The sequence below is a fragment of the Roseobacter cerffii genome (assembly GCF_054226325.1).
The window spans coordinates 2,305,672-2,324,129 of record NZ_CM135757.1; the positions used below are offsets into that span (position 1 = coordinate 2,305,672).

At 62.3% G+C, this 18,458-nt stretch carries 17 protein-coding genes; 9 read left to right on the forward strand and 8 right to left on the reverse strand.

Annotation, left to right across the window (positions count from 1 at the left end):
- Nucleotides 1-28 precede the first annotated feature (28 nt).
- On the forward strand, nucleotides 29-1,066 hold the full coding sequence (locus tag ACVC7O_RS11150) for a patatin-like phospholipase family protein (protein ID WP_458322207.1): 1,038 nt from the start codon (nucleotides 29-31) through the stop codon (nucleotides 1,064-1,066).
- Between the two features lies 1 nt (nucleotide 1,067).
- Here ACVC7O_RS11150 and ACVC7O_RS11155 read toward each other — a convergent pair whose 3' ends face one another.
- From ACVC7O_RS11155 to ACVC7O_RS11170, 4 genes are all read right to left on the reverse strand, one after another.
- On the reverse strand, nucleotides 1,068-1,784 hold the full coding sequence (locus ACVC7O_RS11155; protein ID WP_458322208.1) for a DUF502 domain-containing protein: 717 nt from the start codon (nucleotides 1,782-1,784) through the stop codon (nucleotides 1,068-1,070).
- Nucleotides 1,785-1,860: 76 nt separating this feature from the next.
- Complete coding sequence (locus tag ACVC7O_RS11160; protein WP_458322209.1) at nucleotides 1,861-2,793, reverse strand: pseudouridine-5'-phosphate glycosidase; 933 nt, start codon at nucleotides 2,791-2,793, stop codon at nucleotides 1,861-1,863.
- On the reverse strand, nucleotides 2,790-3,683 hold the full coding sequence (locus ACVC7O_RS11165; RefSeq protein ID WP_458322210.1) for a PfkB family carbohydrate kinase: 894 nt from the start codon (nucleotides 3,681-3,683) through the stop codon (nucleotides 2,790-2,792). Before ACVC7O_RS11165 ends, ACVC7O_RS11160 begins: the two co-directional genes overlap by 4 nt.
- Before the next feature lie 42 nt (nucleotides 3,684-3,725).
- Nucleotides 3,726-4,505, reverse strand: a complete 780-nt coding sequence (locus ACVC7O_RS11170) for a DUF4198 domain-containing protein (protein WP_458322211.1) — start codon at nucleotides 4,503-4,505, stop codon at nucleotides 3,726-3,728.
- A 31-nt stretch (nucleotides 4,506-4,536) separates the two neighbouring features.
- Here ACVC7O_RS11170 and ACVC7O_RS11175 point away from each other — a divergent pair, with 31 nt between their 5' ends.
- Complete coding sequence (locus ACVC7O_RS11175) at nucleotides 4,537-5,682, forward strand: HupE/UreJ family protein (protein ID WP_458322212.1); 1,146 nt, start codon at nucleotides 4,537-4,539, stop codon at nucleotides 5,680-5,682.
- Between the two features lie 3 nt (nucleotides 5,683-5,685).
- Here ACVC7O_RS11175 and ACVC7O_RS11180 read toward each other — a convergent pair whose 3' ends face one another.
- Nucleotides 5,686-6,306 (reverse strand): thiamine phosphate synthase, encoded by a 621-nt coding sequence (locus tag ACVC7O_RS11180; RefSeq protein ID WP_458322213.1) that lies wholly within the window; start codon nucleotides 6,304-6,306, stop codon nucleotides 5,686-5,688.
- A 119-nt stretch (nucleotides 6,307-6,425) separates the two neighbouring features.
- On the opposite strand from ACVC7O_RS11180, the gene ACVC7O_RS11185 reads away from it, so the two are divergent.
- Genes ACVC7O_RS11185 through ACVC7O_RS11195 form a run of 3 tightly spaced genes read left to right on the forward strand, consistent with a single transcriptional unit; the run spans nucleotide 6,426 to nucleotide 9,874 of the window.
- Entirely contained in the window at nucleotides 6,426-7,190 is a 765-nt protein-coding gene (locus tag ACVC7O_RS11185; RefSeq protein ID WP_458322214.1) for an RNA methyltransferase, read from the forward strand.
- Between the two features lie 57 nt (nucleotides 7,191-7,247).
- Entirely contained in the window at nucleotides 7,248-8,402 is a 1,155-nt protein-coding gene (ctaA, locus tag ACVC7O_RS11190; protein WP_458322215.1) for a heme A synthase, read from the forward strand.
- Nucleotides 8,399-9,874 (forward strand): carboxypeptidase M32, encoded by a 1,476-nt coding sequence (locus ACVC7O_RS11195; protein WP_458322216.1) that lies wholly within the window; start codon nucleotides 8,399-8,401, stop codon nucleotides 9,872-9,874. Before ctaA ends, ACVC7O_RS11195 begins: the two co-directional genes overlap by 4 nt.
- 4 nt (nucleotides 9,875-9,878) lie before the next feature.
- Here the strand turns inward: ACVC7O_RS11195 and ACVC7O_RS11200 are convergent, their stop codons facing one another.
- Both ACVC7O_RS11200 and gyrA read right to left on the reverse strand, forming a co-directional pair.
- Nucleotides 9,879-10,229 carry a DUF6614 family protein gene (locus ACVC7O_RS11200; RefSeq protein ID WP_458322217.1) on the reverse strand — a complete coding sequence of 117 codons (351 nt, stop codon included), beginning with the start codon at nucleotides 10,227-10,229 and terminating at the stop codon, nucleotides 9,879-9,881.
- Nucleotides 10,230-10,355: 126 nt separating this feature from the next.
- Nucleotides 10,356-13,109: a DNA gyrase subunit A gene (gene gyrA, locus ACVC7O_RS11205; RefSeq protein ID WP_458322218.1), complete on the reverse strand. Its 2,754-nt coding sequence runs from the start codon at nucleotides 13,107-13,109 to the stop codon at nucleotides 10,356-10,358.
- Between the two features lie 191 nt (nucleotides 13,110-13,300).
- Between gyrA and ACVC7O_RS11210 the strand changes: the two genes are divergently transcribed.
- On the forward strand, nucleotides 13,301-13,570 hold the full coding sequence (locus ACVC7O_RS11210) for an usg protein (protein WP_458322219.1): 270 nt from the start codon (nucleotides 13,301-13,303) through the stop codon (nucleotides 13,568-13,570).
- 3 nt (nucleotides 13,571-13,573) lie between these two features.
- On the opposite strand, the gene ACVC7O_RS11215 is transcribed toward ACVC7O_RS11210, so the two are convergent.
- Nucleotides 13,574-14,521: a radical SAM protein gene (locus tag ACVC7O_RS11215; protein ID WP_458322220.1), complete on the reverse strand. Its 948-nt coding sequence runs from the start codon at nucleotides 14,519-14,521 to the stop codon at nucleotides 13,574-13,576.
- A gap of 171 nt (nucleotides 14,522-14,692) precedes the next feature.
- On the opposite strand from ACVC7O_RS11215, the gene zwf reads away from it, so the two are divergent.
- From zwf to pgi, 3 genes are read left to right on the forward strand one after another with little or no spacing between them, the layout of a single operon-like run.
- Nucleotides 14,693-16,159, forward strand: a complete 1,467-nt coding sequence (gene zwf / locus ACVC7O_RS11220; protein WP_458322221.1) for a glucose-6-phosphate dehydrogenase — start codon at nucleotides 14,693-14,695, stop codon at nucleotides 16,157-16,159.
- The gene (pgl, locus tag ACVC7O_RS11225; protein ID WP_458322222.1) at nucleotides 16,156-16,827 is read left to right on the forward strand and encodes a 6-phosphogluconolactonase; all 672 of its coding nucleotides are present in this window, start codon (nucleotides 16,156-16,158) and stop codon (nucleotides 16,825-16,827) included. The genes zwf and pgl overlap by 4 nt, the downstream gene beginning before the upstream one ends.
- Nucleotides 16,824-18,416, forward strand: coding sequence for a glucose-6-phosphate isomerase (gene pgi, locus ACVC7O_RS11230; protein WP_458326081.1), 1,593 nt, complete (start codon nucleotides 16,824-16,826; stop codon nucleotides 18,414-18,416). Before pgl ends, pgi begins: the two co-directional genes overlap by 4 nt.
- Nucleotides 18,417-18,458 lie beyond the last annotated feature (42 nt).

Here is an 18,458-nt window from a genome sequence, read left to right on the forward strand (position 1 = left end):
CGATCAAACACAGCGAAAGGGACCCGTCATGGCAGTGAAGAAGATCAACCTGGCTCTGCAGGGCGGCGGCGCACATGGCGCCTTCACCTGGGGTGTGCTCGACCGGATTTTATGCGAGGACGACATCCATATCTCGGCGATTTCAGGCACGTCGGCGGGCACGCTGAATGGCGCGGCGCTCAAGGCCGGGATGATTGAAGGCGGGCGGCAGGGTGCGCGCGACCGGCTCGACTGGCTCTGGACCGAGGTCGGCGCGCGCCCGGATCTGCATATCCCGGCCTGGATGGTGCCGTTTTCACTGGGCGATTTCAGTCATGCGCTCGAGTATTCCTGGCCCGTGATGGCGGCCGATGCCTGGTCGCGCGCCGTGTCGCCCTATGCCTACGGGCCGTTTTATCGTAACCCGCTGCGCGACATCGTGGAGCAATTCAATCTCGACGCAGTGCATGAGGAAAGCGGCAAGGGCCCTTGTCTTTTCATCTGCGCGACGCGGGTCCGCAACGGCAAGGTGCGGGTGTTCAAGGACAGCGAGATCAGCACCAATGCCATTCTGGCCTCAGCCTGCTTGCCGACGATTTTTCAGGCGGTCGAGGTGGAAGATGCCGAGACCGGCCTGACCGAGGCGTTCTGGGACGGCGGATACACCGGCAACCCCGCGCTCTTCCCGCTCTTCAACCCCTCGCTCCCCGATGACATACTGATCATCAACATCAACCCGCTCGAGCGAACGGAATTGCCCCGCACGGCGCAGGCAATCCAGAACCGGATCAACGAGATCAGCTTCAACTCCTCCTTGTTGCGCGAGCTACGCGCGATCGAATTCGTGCAGAGGTTGCTGGAGCGCGGGACGCTCTCGACGGAGCAGAAAAGCCGCGTTCTCATCCACATGGTGGCTGATGATGCGCTGATGAACGAGTTGTCGGTGGCCACCAAACTGGTGCCGACGCCCTTCACCCTCTCACGGCTGAAAGAAGCGGGGCAGCGGGCCGCAGAAGAGTTCCTGACACATCACAAGGCCGACCTGAACAAGCGCAGCTCGGTTGATCTGGTCGAGATGTTTCAGTGACTTAGCGCCCGTTGGGCGGCTGGGTCGGGTCTTTGCCGTTGGGGTAGACAAGCCCGGCGGAGATCACCAGTTTTGCCGCGTCTTCCACGGTCATGTCCAACTCGATCACATCGTCGGACGGGAAGAACAGCAAAAACCCCGAGGTCGGGTTTGGCGTCGTCGGGACGAAAACACTCAGCATCGGTGCGCCCTGATTGCCCCGCGCGGCGACCTCGCCCTTGGTCGTGGTCGAGATGAACCCGATGGCCCAGATCCCCCGACGCGGATATTCGATCAGGCAGGCCTTCTCGAAAGAGCGCTCGGATTGTGCGAAGACGGTCTCGGAGATCTGCTTGATGCCGGAATAGATCGTCCGGACCACCGGAGTGCGCTCGACCAGGCTTTCGCCATATCGGATGAGCGAGCGGCCGATGATACCCTTGGCCATCCAGCCGACGAGAACGGTGAACATCAGGAAGATGACAACGCCGATGCCGCGAATGTTGATCTGGATTTCCGGATCGAGCCCCAGCCAATCCTGCAAAAGGCGGTCAGGCTGGTAGGAGCCGGGAACCAACGGCAGCACAAACCCGTCAATCCAGCCCACGACAGACCAGATTAGCCAGATCGTAAGCCCGACAGGCGCGATGACGACAAGGCCGGTCAGGAAAGAGGCGCGTAACCAGGAAATCAGACTGCGGCGGGTCACGGGCGGTTCTTGGTCAAACGGGGTATTCATAACGCTTCTCTAACTGACGCTCCCCGTAGTTAGGTGCAATGTGCGGGCGGCACAATGGATTTGCACCTACTTCCACTCAACTTCCCGCGTCACGGGAGAGCGTGACCAATTCAGATGCGATCTCTGCCGCCAGCTTCGCGTTGTTGCGGACCAGCGCGATGTTCGCGGTGAGCGATCTGCCCTCGGTCAGCTCAAAGATCCGTTGCAACAGATACGGCGTGACCGCCTTGCCCTTTATCCCGTGGCTGTCGGCGTCGGCCTGAGCCTGGGCGATGATTGGCGTGAGCTCTGCTGCTGCGATCTCGTCAGCGGCTGGGATGGGGTTTGCCACAAGCTGCCCACCGGGCAGGCCCAGCTGTGCGCGCATGTGATGCGCTTGCGCGATTTGCAGAGCCGTATCCATGCGCAGCGGTGCGGTGAGGGGCGACTGTGCGCTCCAAAAGGCGGGGAAGCTGTCTTGACCCACGGCGATCACCGGCACGCCCTGCGTCTCCAGCACCTCGAGCGTCTTGTCCACGTCGAGAATGGCCTTGGCGCCCGCCGCGACGACGGTCACCGGCGTCTGCGCCAGTTCCATCAGGTCGGCGGAGACGTCAAAGCTGTTTTCCGCGCCACGGTGCACCCCGCCAATGCCACCGGTCGCGAAGACCTCGATCCCCGCCAGACGCGCGGCAATCATCGTTGCGGCAACCGTCGTGGCACCCGTTCCGCCGGTCGCCATACAAGCTGCCAGATCAGCGCGAGAGAGCTTGGCCACCGATTTGGTCTGCGCCAAGCCCTCGAGCTGTGTGTCGTCCAGGCCGATGTGCAAGATGCCAGTGATCACCGCAATGGTGGCGGGCGCGGCACCTGCAGCACGAGTATCGTTCTCCACCTGACGCGCCACCTCGAGGTTTTGCGGGTAGGGCATGCCATGGGTGATAATCGTGCTCTCGAGGGCGACCACAGGCTTCGCTGTGGCCATCGCGGCGGCAACTTCGGCAGAACGCACAAGGGTCAGGGCAGTCATAAAGCAGTTTCTCCAGACACATATGTGGCAGCGGCCTGCAGCGCGCGGCTCAGGGCCTCTTCGGCGGCGGCGCCCTCGGCATCGGCAGCAATATGGGCGGCCATGAAGGTGTCACCCGCACCGGTGACCCGGGTCACCAGCACTTGTGGCGGTGTCTGCGTCAGGAGCCCGTCCGGGCGCCCCTCGGTCGCGTCCGAACCGCCATCGGTGACCAGCACACGCGTGGCCCCACGCGCGAGCAAGCCCTCCGCCGCCTCACGCGAATCGTTGAACTTGCGCTTGCAGAGCAACCCCGCCTCTTCGAGGTTCACATAGAGCGTGCCCCGCTTGCCCGAGAGGAACGGGCTCAGCCGTTCCGCTTTGCCGGGTGAGGCGGGCGCCACGCGCAGGTCGGCCTCGGCAAAGAGCGGGCTGCGCGCGATCTCGTTGAGCAGATCGAGGGTCAGGTTGCCATCGAGTGCCACGAGCCCGCTGTAGGGCGCCTCGGGTGTTGCCAACCGCCCATCGGAAAGCGCGCCCAGGATCTTCGAGCCCGCCGCCTCGAGCGAATGCGCATCAGCGATTGCGGCGATTAGACCGTTGGCGCCTTCGACCGCCATGTAGATATCGGTAGGCAGGTCATCTGAGCGATAGATCGTCTCGGTGATCATGCCCCGCGCCGCACAGGCGGCCACCAGTTCGTCGCCCTCGGCGTCCCGGCCAATCGAGGTGAGCAACGCGGGCGTCAGACCAAACCGCACCAGTGTCATCGCGATGTTCATCGCCACGCCGCCGGGGATGCGCGTGATCCGCCCCGGCACGTCCGAGCCCTGCCGCATCGCACTTGCTGACCGACCGATCACGTCCCAAAGAACCGAACCGATGCAGAGGATGTCAGGTGGTGCCGTCATGCAGGTCTTGTGGCCGGGAACGCGCCGGGGTTCAAGGGCCACTCACTCCGGAACGGAAAAGGTCAGCGCCGCCCAGAGTGTTTCCCACACCGGTGCGCGCTCTGCAGTGCCTGCCTCGACGCTGGGCCGCAGGACAACGGCGTCGAAGAGATAGCTGTGGCCCGGCAGCACCGGGATGGTTGCTTCGCCCGCTGCATCCGTGCGCGTGAGGCTCACGGTCACCGCCCCATCCGGCGCCCGGTCAAACACCTCGATCTGCGCATCCCCCCGAGGCCGCTCGCGGTAGAGCAGACGCACCCGCATCTGCCCGTCAAAACCTGCGTCATAGGGGTTGCTCAAGGCCACAAATTCAGTCGCCAGCCCAAAGGCACGGTCCTGACCTTCGCCTGCACCCACCGCGATCAGCGATTTGGCGTGCCGCGTATAGCTCTCGCGGAACCCTTCTTTCGGCCATCCTGCAGCCTCGTGATCAGACGCAGCGTTGGGAAAATCCTTGTGCGCTGCGAACTTCAGGAACTTGTCCCACGTCTTGTAGGTCAGCCGTGACGGCTCGGTCTCATGCAGCACGACCAGCAGACCCTCGGTGCCGGGCGCCGTGATCGCCATTGCGGGCGTGTCACCCGCACGACCAGCCACAGCGTCGATACGATCGGCCATCGCCACGTCAAACCGGCTGAAACGGTTTTCGAACCAGGCCAGCGTGATCCCCTTGAACTCCTCGCCATTGCGCAGGTGCGCGGCGAGGGGCGCGCCGGGCTCAACCTGATATTTTTCTGGGTCAATCCAAAACTCATGGCTTCCCGCCGCCGTACTGGTTAGCAAGAGCCAAATCAAAGAGAGACGCGAGAGCCTCATGAGACCACCTATCCTGTCCGCCATTTTCAACCTGTTTGTTTTCTTTGCATTGTCAACTGTCAGCCTTGGCTGGTCGACGACACGAGCCGCCGCCCATGAGCTTGTCCCCACGATCGCGGACCTCGCGGTCGTTGACGGCGAGACGGTTGTACTGGACATGCGGATCAATCTCGAAGCCTTTCTCGCGGGTGTCGATCTCGATGCGGTCGAAAACACCAATGACGACGATGCCGGACCCGCCTACACCGATCTGCGCGCGCTGACACCGGATGCGTTGGCCGAGCGGGTGCCGCAACTGATCTCAGCCTGGAACGACGTCCCGCTTCTGAGCGCGGGCGCAGTGCTGGAGCTCGACCAGGCCGGTTTGGAGATCCCCACCGAGCTTGGCCCGGAATTGCCGCGCATCTCGGTCCTGAGCCTCACAGCGCCGCTGCCTGCGGGCGCATCGGCCATCACCGTCAACTGGCCCACCGGCAGCGGAGCGCTCGTGCTGCGCCAGCAGGGCGTCGAGGAGCCCTACACCGGCTTCTTGAACGGCGGTGAGAGCAGCCCGGCCATCGATATTGCCGGGGGCAGCGCCGCGAACGGCTGGCAGACCTTCGCCGCCTATATCCCGGTCGGGTTCGATCACATCCTGCCCAAGGGGCTGGACCACATTCTCTTCGTGCTAGGCCTCTTCTTCCTCAGCACCCGGCTTGGCCCGCTGATCTGGCAGGTCAGCGCCTTTACCTTGGCGCATACCGTGACACTGGCTCTTGGCGCGCTCGGCTGGGTGAATATCCCCGGCAGCATTGTCGAACCATTGATCGCGGCGTCAATCGTCTATGTTGCCATCGAGAACGTCTTTACCTCCGGCCTCAATCCCTGGCGCCCGGCGGTCATATTCGGATTTGGCCTGCTGCACGGGCTGGGCTTTGCCTCCGTGCTCGGTGAATTCGGTCTGCCCGAGGGGCAGTTTATCCCCGCACTCATCGGCTTCAACATCGGTGTCGAAGTGGGGCAATTGACGGTAATTGCCATCGCGTTCCTGCTGGTCGGTTGGTTCATCCGCAAGGACTGGTATCGGTCGCGGATTGCCGTCCCGGCCTCCTGCGTGATCGCTGCCGTCGGGGCCTATTGGTTCGTGGAACGGGTCTTTCTCTGACCCTTAGCCCATCGCTGCGACAAAGCCGCCGAGCGCGGTCGCGGGATCATCCGCGGCCCAAATCTCTTCGCCAATCCCGAAGAAGTCCGTGAAAGGTGTGAGTGCAGCAATGGTCGCGGCATCCAGGGTGCCTTCTGCAACCACGGGCACTTCGATCATCTCGGACCACCATTCAAAGAGCGCTGCCTCGGCAAAGCTGCCATCGCCGAGATTCGAGGCCCGCACGGGCCCAAAGCTCACGTAATCCGCGCCCGCTTCCCCTGCTGTCATCCCATCATGCCGAGAGGTCGCACAGAAGCTGCCGACAATCGCATCCTCGCCCAGAGCCTTGCGCGTCTCACGGACAGAGCGGGCGGCATCGGTCAGATGCACGCCGTCAAGGCCCAGCTTTTCGGACAAGACCGTGTGATCGGTGAGAACCAGCGCGATGTCACGCGCATGTGTCACCTCGCGCAGCGCATCCGCCGCGCGCGACAGCCGGTCTTCGTCGCGCGTCGCCAGATCAAGCCGCACGCAGGCCACCGGCTGCGCATCCAGAACAGAGGCCAGAAGGTCAGGAAAACTGCTCAGCTCGAACTCCGGCGGTGTGATCAGGTAGAGCTGCGGTTGCTCGGGCGTGTCCATGAGCCGTCCTCTCAAAGTCTTTTTCGCAGCGTGTAACGGAACCTCGGCGGAATGCAAACGCCTATGCCGTGCCTGACCCGCCGCTTGCGAGTGCGGAGTTTCGACCGTATGAGGCGCGCATGACCGATCCTGTTGCACAACCCCAGACACCCGCCTTCGTCCTTGTTCGCCCCCAAATGGGCGAAAATATCGGCGCAGCGGCGCGCGCGATGTGGAACTTCGGGCTGGACCGGATGCGGGTCGTCGCACCACGGGACGGCTGGCCCAACCAGAATGCCGTGGCCATGGCGAGCGGCGCGGGGCGGCTGCTGGATGACGCCCGACTGACCGATGATCTGCCCGCCGCCATTGGGGACTGCACCTTCGTCTACGCGACCACGGCGCGGTCGCGCGACCTGACCAAGCCGGTGGTCAGCCCGGAGGAGGCCATGCGGCAGGCCGCAGGAAAAATCCGCGCCGGGCAGCGTATCGCCGTGCTCTTTGGCCCGGAGCGGGCGGGGCTCGAAAATGATGATATCGCGCGGGCCAATGCGATCATCTCGGTGCCTGTCAACCCGCAGTTCCCCTCACTGAACCTCGCGCAATGCGTGCTGCTGGTGGGCTATGAGTGGATGCGCGCAATTGGTGAAATCACCCATGACACGGTCGAGATGGCCGGGACCGACTGGGCCGATGCAATCGAGATCGAGCACCTCGCCAATCACTACCAGGACCGCATGGAGGACGCCGGCTTCTTCTTTCCCGATCACAAGGCCCAGTCGATGCGCACCAACCTGCGCAACATGTGGAGCCGGATGCCCTTGACCCGGGCGGATGTGCAGATGATGCACGGCATGCTGCGCCAGCTTGTGCGGTGGAAAATGCGCGACGACGAGACGCGCTAGACGCCGCCGCACGATGGTCTTAGGTATGCAGCGCGAGATCACAGCAAGGACAATCGCATGAGCAGCAAACGCAAGCTCTTTGAAGAGGTTGGCGACGCGACAGCCACCCGTCCCGCAGCGCAACCCGGTGGGATCGACCAGGGCCACGCAGGCGCACGCGGCGCGATCCGGATCTGGCTCATGATCCTATTTGCACTTGTTGTCCTGATGATCGCCGTGGGCGGGCTCACCCGTCTCACCGACAGCGGGCTCAGCATCACCGAGTGGCGCCCCATCACTGGGGCCTTGCCGCCGATGAATGCAGCGGAGTGGGAGAGCGAGTTCGCCAAATACCGCGCGATTGACGAATTCCAGATCCAGAACCAGTGGATGGAGCTTGACGATTTCAAGGTCATCTACTGGTGGGAATGGGGGCATCGCCAGCTGGGCCGAGTCATCGGCCTCGTCTGGGCGCTTGGCTTTGGATGGTTCGCGATCCGCCGCCAGATTCCGGCAGGCTGGACGCCCAAGCTGCTCTGGCTCGGCGCCCTCGGCGGCGCGCAAGGTGCCATTGGCTGGTGGATGGTCGCCTCGGGTGTGACGCAGGGCGAAGGCATGACGGATGTGGCGAGCTACCGTCTCGCGACCCACCTCGGCCTCGCCTTCGTGATCCTTGGCTTTATCACCTGGTATGTCCTGCAACTCGGGCGAACGGCGCGGGACCTGATGCAGGCGCGGCGCGCCAAGGAGGCCAAGCAGTGGGGCATGGCCACCGGCCTTTTGCACTTTGCCTTTCTGCAGATCCTGATCGGCGCGCTGGTCGCCGGCATCGACGCCGGACGCAGCTATACCGATTGGCCGCTGATGGGCGGGCAGGTCTTCCCGGCCAGCGCCTTTGTGCTTGAACCCATGTGGCGCAATTTTTTCGAAAGCCCCGGGCTTGTGCAATTCATCCACCGTATCACCGGATATCTGCTCGCAGCCTTCGCGATTGTTGTCTGGCTGCGCGGGCGCAAATCCTCGCATCCCGCGACACGTTTTGCCTTCAATGCGGTGCTGGCCGCGGTCGCCCTGCAGATTGTGATCGGGATCGGGACCGTACTCTACGGCGCGCCGGTTCATATTGCCCTTGTGCACCAGCTCGTCGCAGTCATCCTCTGGGTGCTGATCCTGCGTGCCCGCTTCCTGAGCGGCTATCCCATCGCCACATCCTTGAGAGGACCGACCGCATGAGCGTCTATGACGAGTTGATGGCATTTACCCGCGAGACGGAAGCGCTGTCGCAGATTGCGGGACGACTGGGGTGGGACCAGGAAACCATGATGCCCCCCGGCGCCGCGCCGCAACGGGGCGAGGAAAGCGCGGCCATTGCGGGGGTGCTGCACGCCCGGCGGATCGACCCGCGGGTGGGCGACTGGTTGGCGTCACTTGATGGCGCACCGCTTGATGAGACGGCACAGGCCCAGCTGCGCCATATTCGCCGCAGCCATGACCGCAATCGCAAGGTGCCCGCAGCCCTTGCCACACGCATCGCCCGTGTGACGTCGGAGGCGCAGGGCATCTGGGCCGAAGCGCGCGCCGCGGATGATGTGGCCGCCTTCACGCCGGTTCTCGAGGAGATCATTGAGCTGCGTCGGGAAGAGGCACGGGCCCTGTCCGACGGCGGGCCGCTCTATGACGCCCTTCTGGCCGATTACGAACCAGGGACCACAGGCGACGAGCTCGAAGCCATGTTCGGCGCCTTGCGCCCTGAGCTGGCGGCACTGCGCGCGGCAGTGCGGGACGCCGAAGCGCCGCCCGCGCTGGCAGGTCGGTTCGATGAGGCCGCGCAGATGACGCTCACTCGAAAATTGGCCGAGGTGTTCGGCTATGACGTGAGCCATGGACGCATCGACACCGCGGTGCATCCGTTCAGCTCCGGCTCGGGGCTCGATGTGCGGATCACAACCCGCACCAACCCGGAGGACCCGTTCAACTGTTTCTACTCGACGATCCACGAGGTCGGCCACGCCACTTATGAGCAGAACATCAACCGCGACTACATGCTCACGCCATTGGGCGCAGGCGTCTCGATGGGGGTGCACGAAAGCCAAAGCCGGATTTATGAAAACCAGATCGGGCGCAGCCGCGCTTTCACCTGCTGGCTCTTTGAACAGATGCACGAGGCCTTCGGCGACTTCGGGATCGGCGACGCAGACACTTTCTATGCAAGCGTTAATCGCGTCTCAGATGGCTATATCCGAACCGAGGCGGACGAGCTGCAGTACAACCTGCACGTGCTGCTGCGCTTTGATCTGGAACGTGCCCTGATCAGCGGCGATCTCAAGGTGTCCGACCTCGAGGCGGCTTGGAATGACCGCTTCGAAGCCGACTTCGGTTTCGCGGTGGACAAACCGTCCAACGGGATGTTGCAGGATGTGCATTGGTCGGTCGGGCTGTTCGGCTATTTCCCGACCTACAGTCTTGGCAATGTCTATGCGGGGTGTCTGCACGAGGCGATGCGCGCTGCTGTACCAGCGCTAGACAGCCAGCTGGCTCAGGGCGACACATCTGGTGCGACCGGGTGGTTGAAGGAGGCAGTGCAGACCCACGGCGGGCTTTTCGAGCCGCGCGAGGTCATTGCGCGGGCTTGTGGGGCAGCGCCCTCGGAAGCGCCTCTGCTGTCCTACCTCAAAGAGAAGTTCTCAAGCATTTACGATCTTTGAAAGATCAGAGCAGCGCCATCCGTTCGGCGCGTTCCAGATCGGGGTAGGGGCGGTAGAGCGCAAACTCTGCCGTTGCAATCAGATCGTTCACCGCCCGATGCATCTGCGCGACATCATCATCATGCGCTCCGGTCAGACGGAACGCGTCATCCAGTTGCGAAAGACCGTCCACCTCGATCTCGAGCATGAAATCGCGGTAGCAATCTGCAGCGAGATTGAGCTTGCGGCGCATCAATCGCCACTCACCAATCACACCCTTGGCGCTCAGATGTCCCATCCAGTCATCCAGCGCCTTCGCAAAGAGCAAAGCTTTTGCATCATCTTTCAACGTGATCATGCAGCAATAGACATTCATAACGGCACCTCTCGCGTCACACGTGATGGAGTGTGCGCGCAAAGTCTTGCCGTCACGTTAAGAGTGTGGAGGGTTGCACCGGCAAACCTGCACCACCCGCCTCAGCGCCTTACAGAGGTCGCGGGATCACTCCTCGGGTGTCTCGCCCGCCTCATCCCCCTGATCGGCGATCCAGGCCACGCTGACCACTTCCTCGCCCTTGCCGGTGTCAAAAACCTTCACCCCACCCGCCGACCGGGACCGGAAAGAGATACCTTCGACCGGCACGCGTATGGACTGGCCCTTGGACGTCGCCAGCATGATCTGATCATCCAGATCAACCGGGAAAGACGCCACCAGAGCACCGCCGCGCATTGCTTTGTCCATGGCCTGCACGCCCATGCCGCCGCGCCCGCGGACGGGGTAGTCATGGCTGGAGCTTAGCTTGCCGGAACCGCTCGAGGTGAGCGTCAGGATCAGGTTCTCAGAGGCCGACATCTCGGCATAACGCTCCGGGCTGATCGTGGCGTTGGCGCTGGTCTCTTCCTCATCCGACGCGGCGCTTTCCGTGTCATCCGCAATCCCCGCCATCGCGCGCCGCATCTTCAGGTAGGCCGCGCGCTCGTCCGGGGTCGCATCGAAATGTCGAATGATCGACATCGACACCACCTTGTCATTGCCGTTGAGCTTTACACCGCGCACGCCCACGGAACTGCGCGAGTTGAAGACGCGCACGTCCGTTGACGGGAACCGGATCGCGCGCCCAGACGCCGTCACCAGCATCACGTCTTCGTCGGGCGAGGCGATGCGCGCGTTTATCAGCTTCCAACCCTCGCTTTCTCCTTCGAACTTCATCGCGATCTTGCCGTTGGACTTCACATTGGTGAAATCGCTCAGCGCGTTGCGCCTGACCGTCCCGGCGGAGGTCGCAAAGACGATCTGCAACTCGGACCAGTCCTCCTCGTCGCGGTCAATCGGCAGGATGGCCGCGATCGATACCCCTGTCGGGATCGGCAAAATATTCACGATGGCCTTGCCCTTCGACGTGCGCCCACCCTGCGGCAGCCGCCAGGTCTTGAGCTTGTAGGCCATCCCATCGGTGGTGAAGAACAAAAGCTGCGTATGCGTGTTGGCGACGAAGAGGGTGGTTACCACGTCCTCTTCCTTGGTCTGCATGCCTGCAAGACCCTTGCCGCCCCGCCGCTGGCTGCGGAAATCGGCCAGAGGCGTGCGCTTGATGTAGCCACCCGAGGTGACCGTCACGACCATGTCTTCCCGCGCGATCAGGTCCTCGTCGTCCATATCGCCGGACCAGTCGACAATCTCCGTCCGGCGCGGCACGGCAAAGAGCTCACGTACCTCGCGCAGCTCATCGGCGATGATGCCCATGATCCGGTCGCGCGACCCCAGGATTTCGAGGTATTCCTTGATCTTGCCGGCCAGTTCTTCCAGCTCGTCGGTAACCTCTTTCACGCCGATCTGCGTGAGGCGTTGCAGACGCAACTCCAGAATAGCGCGCGCCTGGGTTTCGCTGAGGTTATACGTGCCGTCGTCATTGGCGGTATGGGTCGGATCATCGATCAGCGCGATATAGTCGAGGATCTGCTCGGCAGGCCAGCGCCGGGTCATCAGCTTTTCGCGCGCTTCCGCGGCATCGGCCGAGGCGCGGATGGTTGCGACAACTTCATCGATATTGGTCACAGCGACGGCCAAACCACAAAGAATGTGGCTGCGTTCGCGCGCCTTGCGCAGCAGGTAGGCCGTACGGCGGGCGACGACATCTTCGCGGAAGTCGATGAAATAGGTGAGGAATTTGCGCAGCGTCAGCTGTTCGGGCCGACCACCGTTGAGCGCAAGCATATTGCAGCCGAAATACGTCTGCATCGGTGTAAAGCGGTAGAGTTGGTTGAGCACCACCTCCGACACCGCGTCGCGCTTCAACTCGATGACCACGCGCACACCATTGCGGTCGGATTCGTCCTGCACGTGGGCGATACCGTCGATCTTCTTCTCGCGCACCTGTTCGGCGATCTTCTCGATCATGGTGGATTTGTTCACCTGATAGGGGATCTCATCGACGATGATCGCCCAACGGTCCTTGCGCAGTTCTTCCATGCGGGTCTTTGCCCGCACGATGACCGAGCCGCGGCCTTCCAGGTAAGCTTTGCGCGCGCCGGAGCGGCCCAGCATGATGCCACCCGTCGGGAAGTCCGGCCCGGGCACGTAGTCTATGAGCTGCTCAGAGGTGAGATCGGGGTCTTCGATCAGCGCAAGGGTCGCATCCACCACTTCGCCCAGATTGTGCGGCGGAATGTTCGTGGCCATGCCCACAGCGATGCCGCCCGCGCCATTGACCAGCATGTTGGGAAAGCGGGCCGGGAGCACGGTCGGCTCCTGCTGCTTGCCGTCATAGTTGTCCTGAAAATCGACGGTGTCCTTGTCGATGTCGTTCAAGAGATAGGCGGCAGGCTTGTCCATGCGGACTTCGGTGTAGCGCATGGCCGCCGGGTTATCGCCGTCCATGGAGCCGAAGTTGCCCTGACCGTCGAGCAGCGGCAGGGACATGGAGAAATCCTGCGCCATGCGCACCAGCGCGTCATAAATCGCGCTGTCGCCATGGGGGTGGTACTGACCCATCACGTCGCCCACGGGCCGGGCAGACTTGCGATAGGCCTTGTCATGCGAATTGCCGGTTTCGTGCATCGCAAAGAGGATACGCCGATGCACCGGCTTCAATCCGTCGCGCAAATCTGGAATGGCGCGGCTGACGATGACGGACATCGCATAATCGAGATACGACGTGCGCATTTCCTGCTCGATGCTGACGGTAGGACCATCATAGCTCGGGCGCTCCGGCATCATTTCGTCATCATTTTCAGGGGGTTGTGGTGTATCGCTCACGTCGGACGCCCAATTTTTCCGCAGGGTCTATATATTGTGGATTAACTCTATCAGAGGGGACATATAAGGTGCAATCCCTCAGTTCCGATCCATTTGGCAGCCGCGACACCCAAGTGATAACACACTGTTTTCATTGAAAAGTAATTTGATCCTGCCATGCTGGACCCGTTAACCAGTTGTGAGGACACACTATGCCCTTGTCTGAGACCGAATTGATGCTGAAAGGATACGGCCTGACCACGGCCGAATTTTTCTATCGCATGCCAGACTACACGCATGTGCTCAATACTTTCATCTGGCAGGAGTACGACATCGCGCCGGACCATCCGCGGCTCTTTGAATTCGTCGACTTCTGGCAGTCAGAGATCGAAGGCCCGCTGCATTCTGTGCGTTTCACCCATCGCAAGATGATCAGCCCCGGAGAATGGCGCAACGTGACAGGCGAGTTTACCCTGCACTGAGGCTCAGGCCGAACAGCTCGCCCCGCCGAGCACGCAGAACTTGGCGCAATGCGGGTGGTTCAGCGCCACGGCCCCTTCGGCATCCGCGAGCGTGTTGCCAAGCTCGAACTCCGGCGTATAGGGCAACAGAGTGCAGGCCAATACCGCCGGCTGGTCCGCGCCCTTACGCTTGACCACCATCCGTGAGGACGCGCACATCAGCGCGTCGGGCGACTTGTTCAGAATGCCCCAACAAGCGGTCGTGATCTCAGGCACCTCCACGCTCTCGTCCATCTCGGGAAAGAGCACGGTCATGCCCGGGTCCTGCGCATCGATCTCGAAACCATGCTCGGCAAAGAACGCCGCATATCCCGCCCGGCTCTCCGCGTCGCTGTGCGCCATGACGGACCGGCCTGCCACGGCCATGCGCAGGCTGTTGTCCCGCAGCCATTTCATCCCCTGCAGCGTCTTCTCAAACGCTCCAACACCGCGTTCGGCGTCGTGCAGCTTCGCGTCATAATGATCAACCGATACGCGCAGGGTGAGCTTGCCAGGGTAGGCGGCGTTGATCTCCTTCAACCCCTCCTGCATCTTCCGCCGCATCATCGGCCGCATTGCATTGGTCAGGATCAGCACCTCGTAGCCCCGCGCGAGGGCGCGGCGTGCCATCTCAATCATCTCGGGGTTCATGAACGGCTCGCCGCCGGTAAAGGCAATCTCGCTGATCGGCCAGGCGCGCTCTTCGATCTGGTCCAGATAGTCCGTGACCTCATCGGCGGTGATGTAAACCAGCCGGTCATTCGACGGGCTGCTTTCGATATAGCAGTTCAAGCACTCGATGTTGCAGAGCGTCCCGGTGTTGAACCACAGCGTCTTGGGCGCTGTCAGGGCAACTGTCGCACGCGGTTCACCTTTGGCCGTCACGTTGGGGTCGATGAATTTGCCTGCATTGGCCGGTGCCAGATCTTTCATTGCGGGGTGGTCCTTGCGTGCCTGTTGCCGTGAATGTGTGCTAGGGGATAGGTAAAGGCAAGAAAACAGGTTGTCGCCAACCTGCACGCTCTTGTGATCGGGTTTTATTCAAGGCATGTTTGCGCTAACATAAACCGTGGCCGATGCGCCCATACTCCAGGAAGAACACTTATGGTCTCGCGCGTTATTCCGGTCGATCCCTTCGATCTCGTGATTTTTGGCGGCACTGGCGATCTGGCCCGGCGCAAGATTCTGCCCGGTCTGTTCCGCCGCTATTGCGCGGGCCAGATGCCAGCGGAGGCGCGGGTCATCGGCGCCGCGCGGGCCGAGATGGATGATGCAGGCTATCGCGAGATGATCGGCGAGGCGATCGGCGAATTCAGCGGAGGGGCCGAGGTCGATACGGACAAGCTCGCCGCGTTTCTCGAAAACCTGTCTTACGTGGCAATTGACGCGCGGGGCGAAAACGGTTGGCGCGCATTGGCCGAAAAGATGCGCCGCAAAGTGGTGCGCGCCTTCTATTTCTCGGTCGCACCTGGTCTCTTTGGCGATCTTGCGGAGCGATTGAACAGCCACGGGCTGACCGATGACGACAGCCGCATTGTGGTTGAGAAACCCTTTGGTCGCGACCTTACGACCGCGCGCCAGCTCAACCAGGACCTCGCGGCCTTCTTCGACGAACGCCAAATTTACCGGATCGACCATTACCTTGGCAAAGAAACCGTTCAGAACCTGATGGCGGTGCGCTTTGGCAACATGCTGTTCGAGCCGCTCTGGAACAGCCAGTTTGTCGATCACATCCAAATCACCGTTGCTGAAACCGTCGGTGTGGGCGGGCGCGGGGAATACTACGATAAGTCGGGGGCCATGCGCGATATGGTCCAGAACCACCTGATGCAGCTTCTGTGTCTGATTGCGATGGAGCCACCGGCGCGGTTCGATCCGGACGCGGTGCGCGATGAAAAGCTCAAGGTGATCCGGGCCTTGGAGCCGGTCGAGCCGCACCACATCGTGCGCGGCCAGTATGACGCCGATCCTGACGATCCCGAAACCCTCCCCAACTATCGCACCGCCGTCGAAAATCCGAAATCGAAGACCGAAAGCTTCATCGCGATGAAGACCCATATCGCCAATTGGCGGTGGGCGGGCACCCCGTTTTACTTGCGCACCGGCAAACGCCTTGTGGCGCGGTCTTCCGAGATTTCTATTGTCTTCAAAGACACACCGCATTCGATCTTTGGAGAAGAGGCGGGGCGGCATCGCAACGTGCTCTCGATCCGCCTGCAGCCCAATGAGGGCATCAAGCTCGGCGTGACCATCAAGGAGCCCGGCCCCGGCGGAATGCGGCTCATCGACGTGCCGCTCGACATGACCTTCGCCGACGCGCTGGGGCCGGATGGCGCCGAAAATGTCGATGCCTATGAACGGCTTATCATGGATGTGATCCGCGGCAACCAGACCCTCTTCATGCGGGGTGACGAGGTCGAAGCGGCCTGGGCCTGGACCGATCCGATCATCGAAGGCTGGACAAATCGCGGCGATGTGCCCAAGCCTTACGACAGCCACAGCGCGGGGCCGGATGCCGCCGCTCAGCTGATGCGTCGTGACGATCGGGACTGGCGAGAGGTGACCCCATGATATTCAACGAAAACGCGGATCGCGACATGGCCATCATGAACGTCGCCCATGCGATCACCAGCGATTTGCGCAAATGCCTTCTCCAGCACGAATTCGCCAGCTTTGCGGTGCCTGGGGGGACAACACCGGGCCCGATTTTCGATGCGATGAGCTCGGTCGAGATTGACTGGGACCGGGTGCATGTAATGCTGACCGATGAGCGCTGGGTGCCCGAAGATCACGCGCGCTCTAACGCGGGGCTTGTGAAATCACGTCTGCTCACCGGAAATGCGTCGGCGGCAAAGTTCATCTCCTTCTATCGCGACGGCATGAGTGCCGAGGAGGCTGCACCGCAGGTCGCTGCTGATCTGGCGGGTGAGATGCCCATCTCGGTGCTGCTTCTGGGCATGGGCGCGGATATGCACACCGCCTCGCTCTTTCCCGGCGCGCCCGGTGCGGACGCAGCAATGGCGCGGGATGCACCGCTGGTCTGCGCGATTGCCCCGGCGGATCAGCCAGAAGCCCGCATTACGCTCAGCGCGCCTGCGCTCGATGGTGCGATGGACAAGCATCTGGTGATCTTCGGCGAGGACAAGCGCGCTGCTTTTGAGAAGGCGCAATCGCTGCCACCGGCAGAGGCGCCTATCGCTGCTGTCATTTCCGGAGGGACCGTACATTGGGCCGCCTGACACCTCAGTGGGACACGCTTGCCGAGCAGCACACAGAGACCGCCGCGCGGTCAATCCTGTCTCTCTTTGACGACCCGCGGCGCGCCGGGGATTTTTCGGCGCAGACCGGGGACATGCTGTTCGACTATTCCAAGACGAACATCGACACCGAAACACGCGCGGCGCTGATCGATCTGCTCGACGCGGCGGATGTCGACGGCAAGCGCGCGGCGATGTTCTCCGGCGCACCGATCAATGACACGGAAGGGCGCGCGGTGCTGCATACGGCGCTGCGCAATCTCGATGGCGGGCCTGTCTTCGTCGATGGATACGACGTGATGCCCGGCGTGCTCGATACCCTCGACCGCATGCGCGTCTATGCCAACCATGTCCGTGAGAGCGCAATCACCGATGTGGTGAACATCGGCATTGGCGGCTCGGACCTTGGGCCCGCGATGGCGGTGCAGGCGCTGGCACCCTACCACGATGGCCCGCGCTGCCATTTTGTCTCGAATGTCGACGGGGCGCATATCGCCGACACGCTCGGCGGGCTTGATGCCAAAACGACGCTGGTGATCGTGGCCTCTAAGACCTTCACCACTATCGAAACCATGACCAACGCCCGCACTGCCAAGGCCTGGATGCACGAGCACGGTGGTGACCCGACCAGCCAATTCGCCGCCCTGAGCACGGCGGAAGAGAAAACCCGCGACTTCGGCATTCCAGCCGAACGGGTGTTCGGCTTCGAAGATTGGGTCGGCGGGCGATACTCCATGTGGGGGCCGATTGGCCTCTCACTGATGATCGCGATTGGGCCCAAAGGGTTTGACGCATTCCTGCGCGGCGGGCAGGCGATGGACCAGCACTTCAAATCCGCGGCATGGGAGGAGAACCTGCCCGTCCTGCTGGCGCTCGTCGGCATCTGGCACGCGCAGGTGTGCGGCCACGCAAGCCGAGCGGTGCTGCCTTACGATCAGCGGTTGGCGCGACTGCCGGACTACCTGCAGCAGCTTGAGATGGAATCAAACGGGAAAGGGGTCCAGATGGATGGGGCCCCGGTGACCGCCGCAAGTGGGCCGATTGTCTGGGGGGCTGCGGGCACCAATGGCCAGCACGCCTTTTACCAACTCATCCATCAGGGCACGCGCGTGGTGCCCTGTGAATTCATGATTGCCGCCGAGGGGCACGAGCCTGAGCTGGCGCATCATCATCACCTGCTGATCGCCAATTGCCTGGCGCAATCAGAAGCCTTGATGCGAGGGCGCGACCTCGAGGAAGCGCGCGCGAAGATGACCGCGGCCGGGTTCACGGGTGCAGAGCTTGAGCGCCAGGCGCGGCACCGGGTCTTTGCAGGCAACCGCCCGTCTACAACGCTGGTCTACCCCAAGCTCGACCCGTTCACCTTGGGTCAGATCATCGCGCTCTACGAACACCGGGTGTTTGTTGAGGGGGTCGTCTTGGGGATCAACTCCTACGATCAATGGGGGGTCGAGCTGGGCAAGGAACTGGCGACCTCCTTGCAGCCCGTTGTCGAAGGCGAGACGGATGCCAGCGATAAGGACGGCTCAACAGCTCAGCTCGTCGATTTTATTCACCGTCATCAAGCCTAGCAAAGGGTGGCCTGAAGCCCACCCTACCTGTCAGTCGCACCG

Bases quoted from the DNA above. Each gene is read 5' to 3' on its own strand.
- ACVC7O_RS11150 (WP_458322207.1), top strand. From the start codon at position 29: ATGGCAGTGAAGAAGATCAACCTGGCTCTGCAGGGCGGCGGCGCACAT.
- ACVC7O_RS11155 (WP_458322208.1), bottom strand. From the start codon at position 1,784: ATGAATACCCCGTTTGACCAAGAACCGCCCGTGACCCGCCGCAGTCTG.
- zwf (WP_458322221.1), top strand. From the start codon at position 14,693: ATGGTCTCGCGCGTTATTCCGGTCGATCCCTTCGATCTCGTGATTTTT.
- ctaA (WP_458322215.1), top strand. From the start codon at position 7,248: ATGAGCAGCAAACGCAAGCTCTTTGAAGAGGTTGGCGACGCGACAGCC.
- ACVC7O_RS11185 (WP_458322214.1), top strand. From the start codon at position 6,426: ATGACCGATCCTGTTGCACAACCCCAGACACCCGCCTTCGTCCTTGTT.
- ACVC7O_RS11160 (WP_458322209.1), bottom strand. From the start codon at position 2,793: ATGACTGCCCTGACCCTTGTGCGTTCTGCCGAAGTTGCCGCCGCGATG.
- ACVC7O_RS11200 (WP_458322217.1), bottom strand. From the start codon at position 10,229: ATGAATGTCTATTGCTGCATGATCACGTTGAAAGATGATGCAAAAGCT.
- pgl (WP_458322222.1), top strand. From the start codon at position 16,156: ATGATATTCAACGAAAACGCGGATCGCGACATGGCCATCATGAACGTC.
- ACVC7O_RS11180 (WP_458322213.1), bottom strand. From the start codon at position 6,306: ATGGACACGCCCGAGCAACCGCAGCTCTACCTGATCACACCGCCGGAG.
- ACVC7O_RS11165 (WP_458322210.1), bottom strand. From the start codon at position 3,683: ATGACGGCACCACCTGACATCCTCTGCATCGGTTCGGTTCTTTGGGAC.
- ACVC7O_RS11210 (WP_458322219.1), top strand. From the start codon at position 13,301: ATGCCCTTGTCTGAGACCGAATTGATGCTGAAAGGATACGGCCTGACC.
- ACVC7O_RS11175 (WP_458322212.1), top strand. From the start codon at position 4,537: ATGAGACCACCTATCCTGTCCGCCATTTTCAACCTGTTTGTTTTCTTT.
- ACVC7O_RS11215 (WP_458322220.1), bottom strand. From the start codon at position 14,521: ATGAAAGATCTGGCACCGGCCAATGCAGGCAAATTCATCGACCCCAAC.
- ACVC7O_RS11195 (WP_458322216.1), top strand. From the start codon at position 8,399: ATGAGCGTCTATGACGAGTTGATGGCATTTACCCGCGAGACGGAAGCG.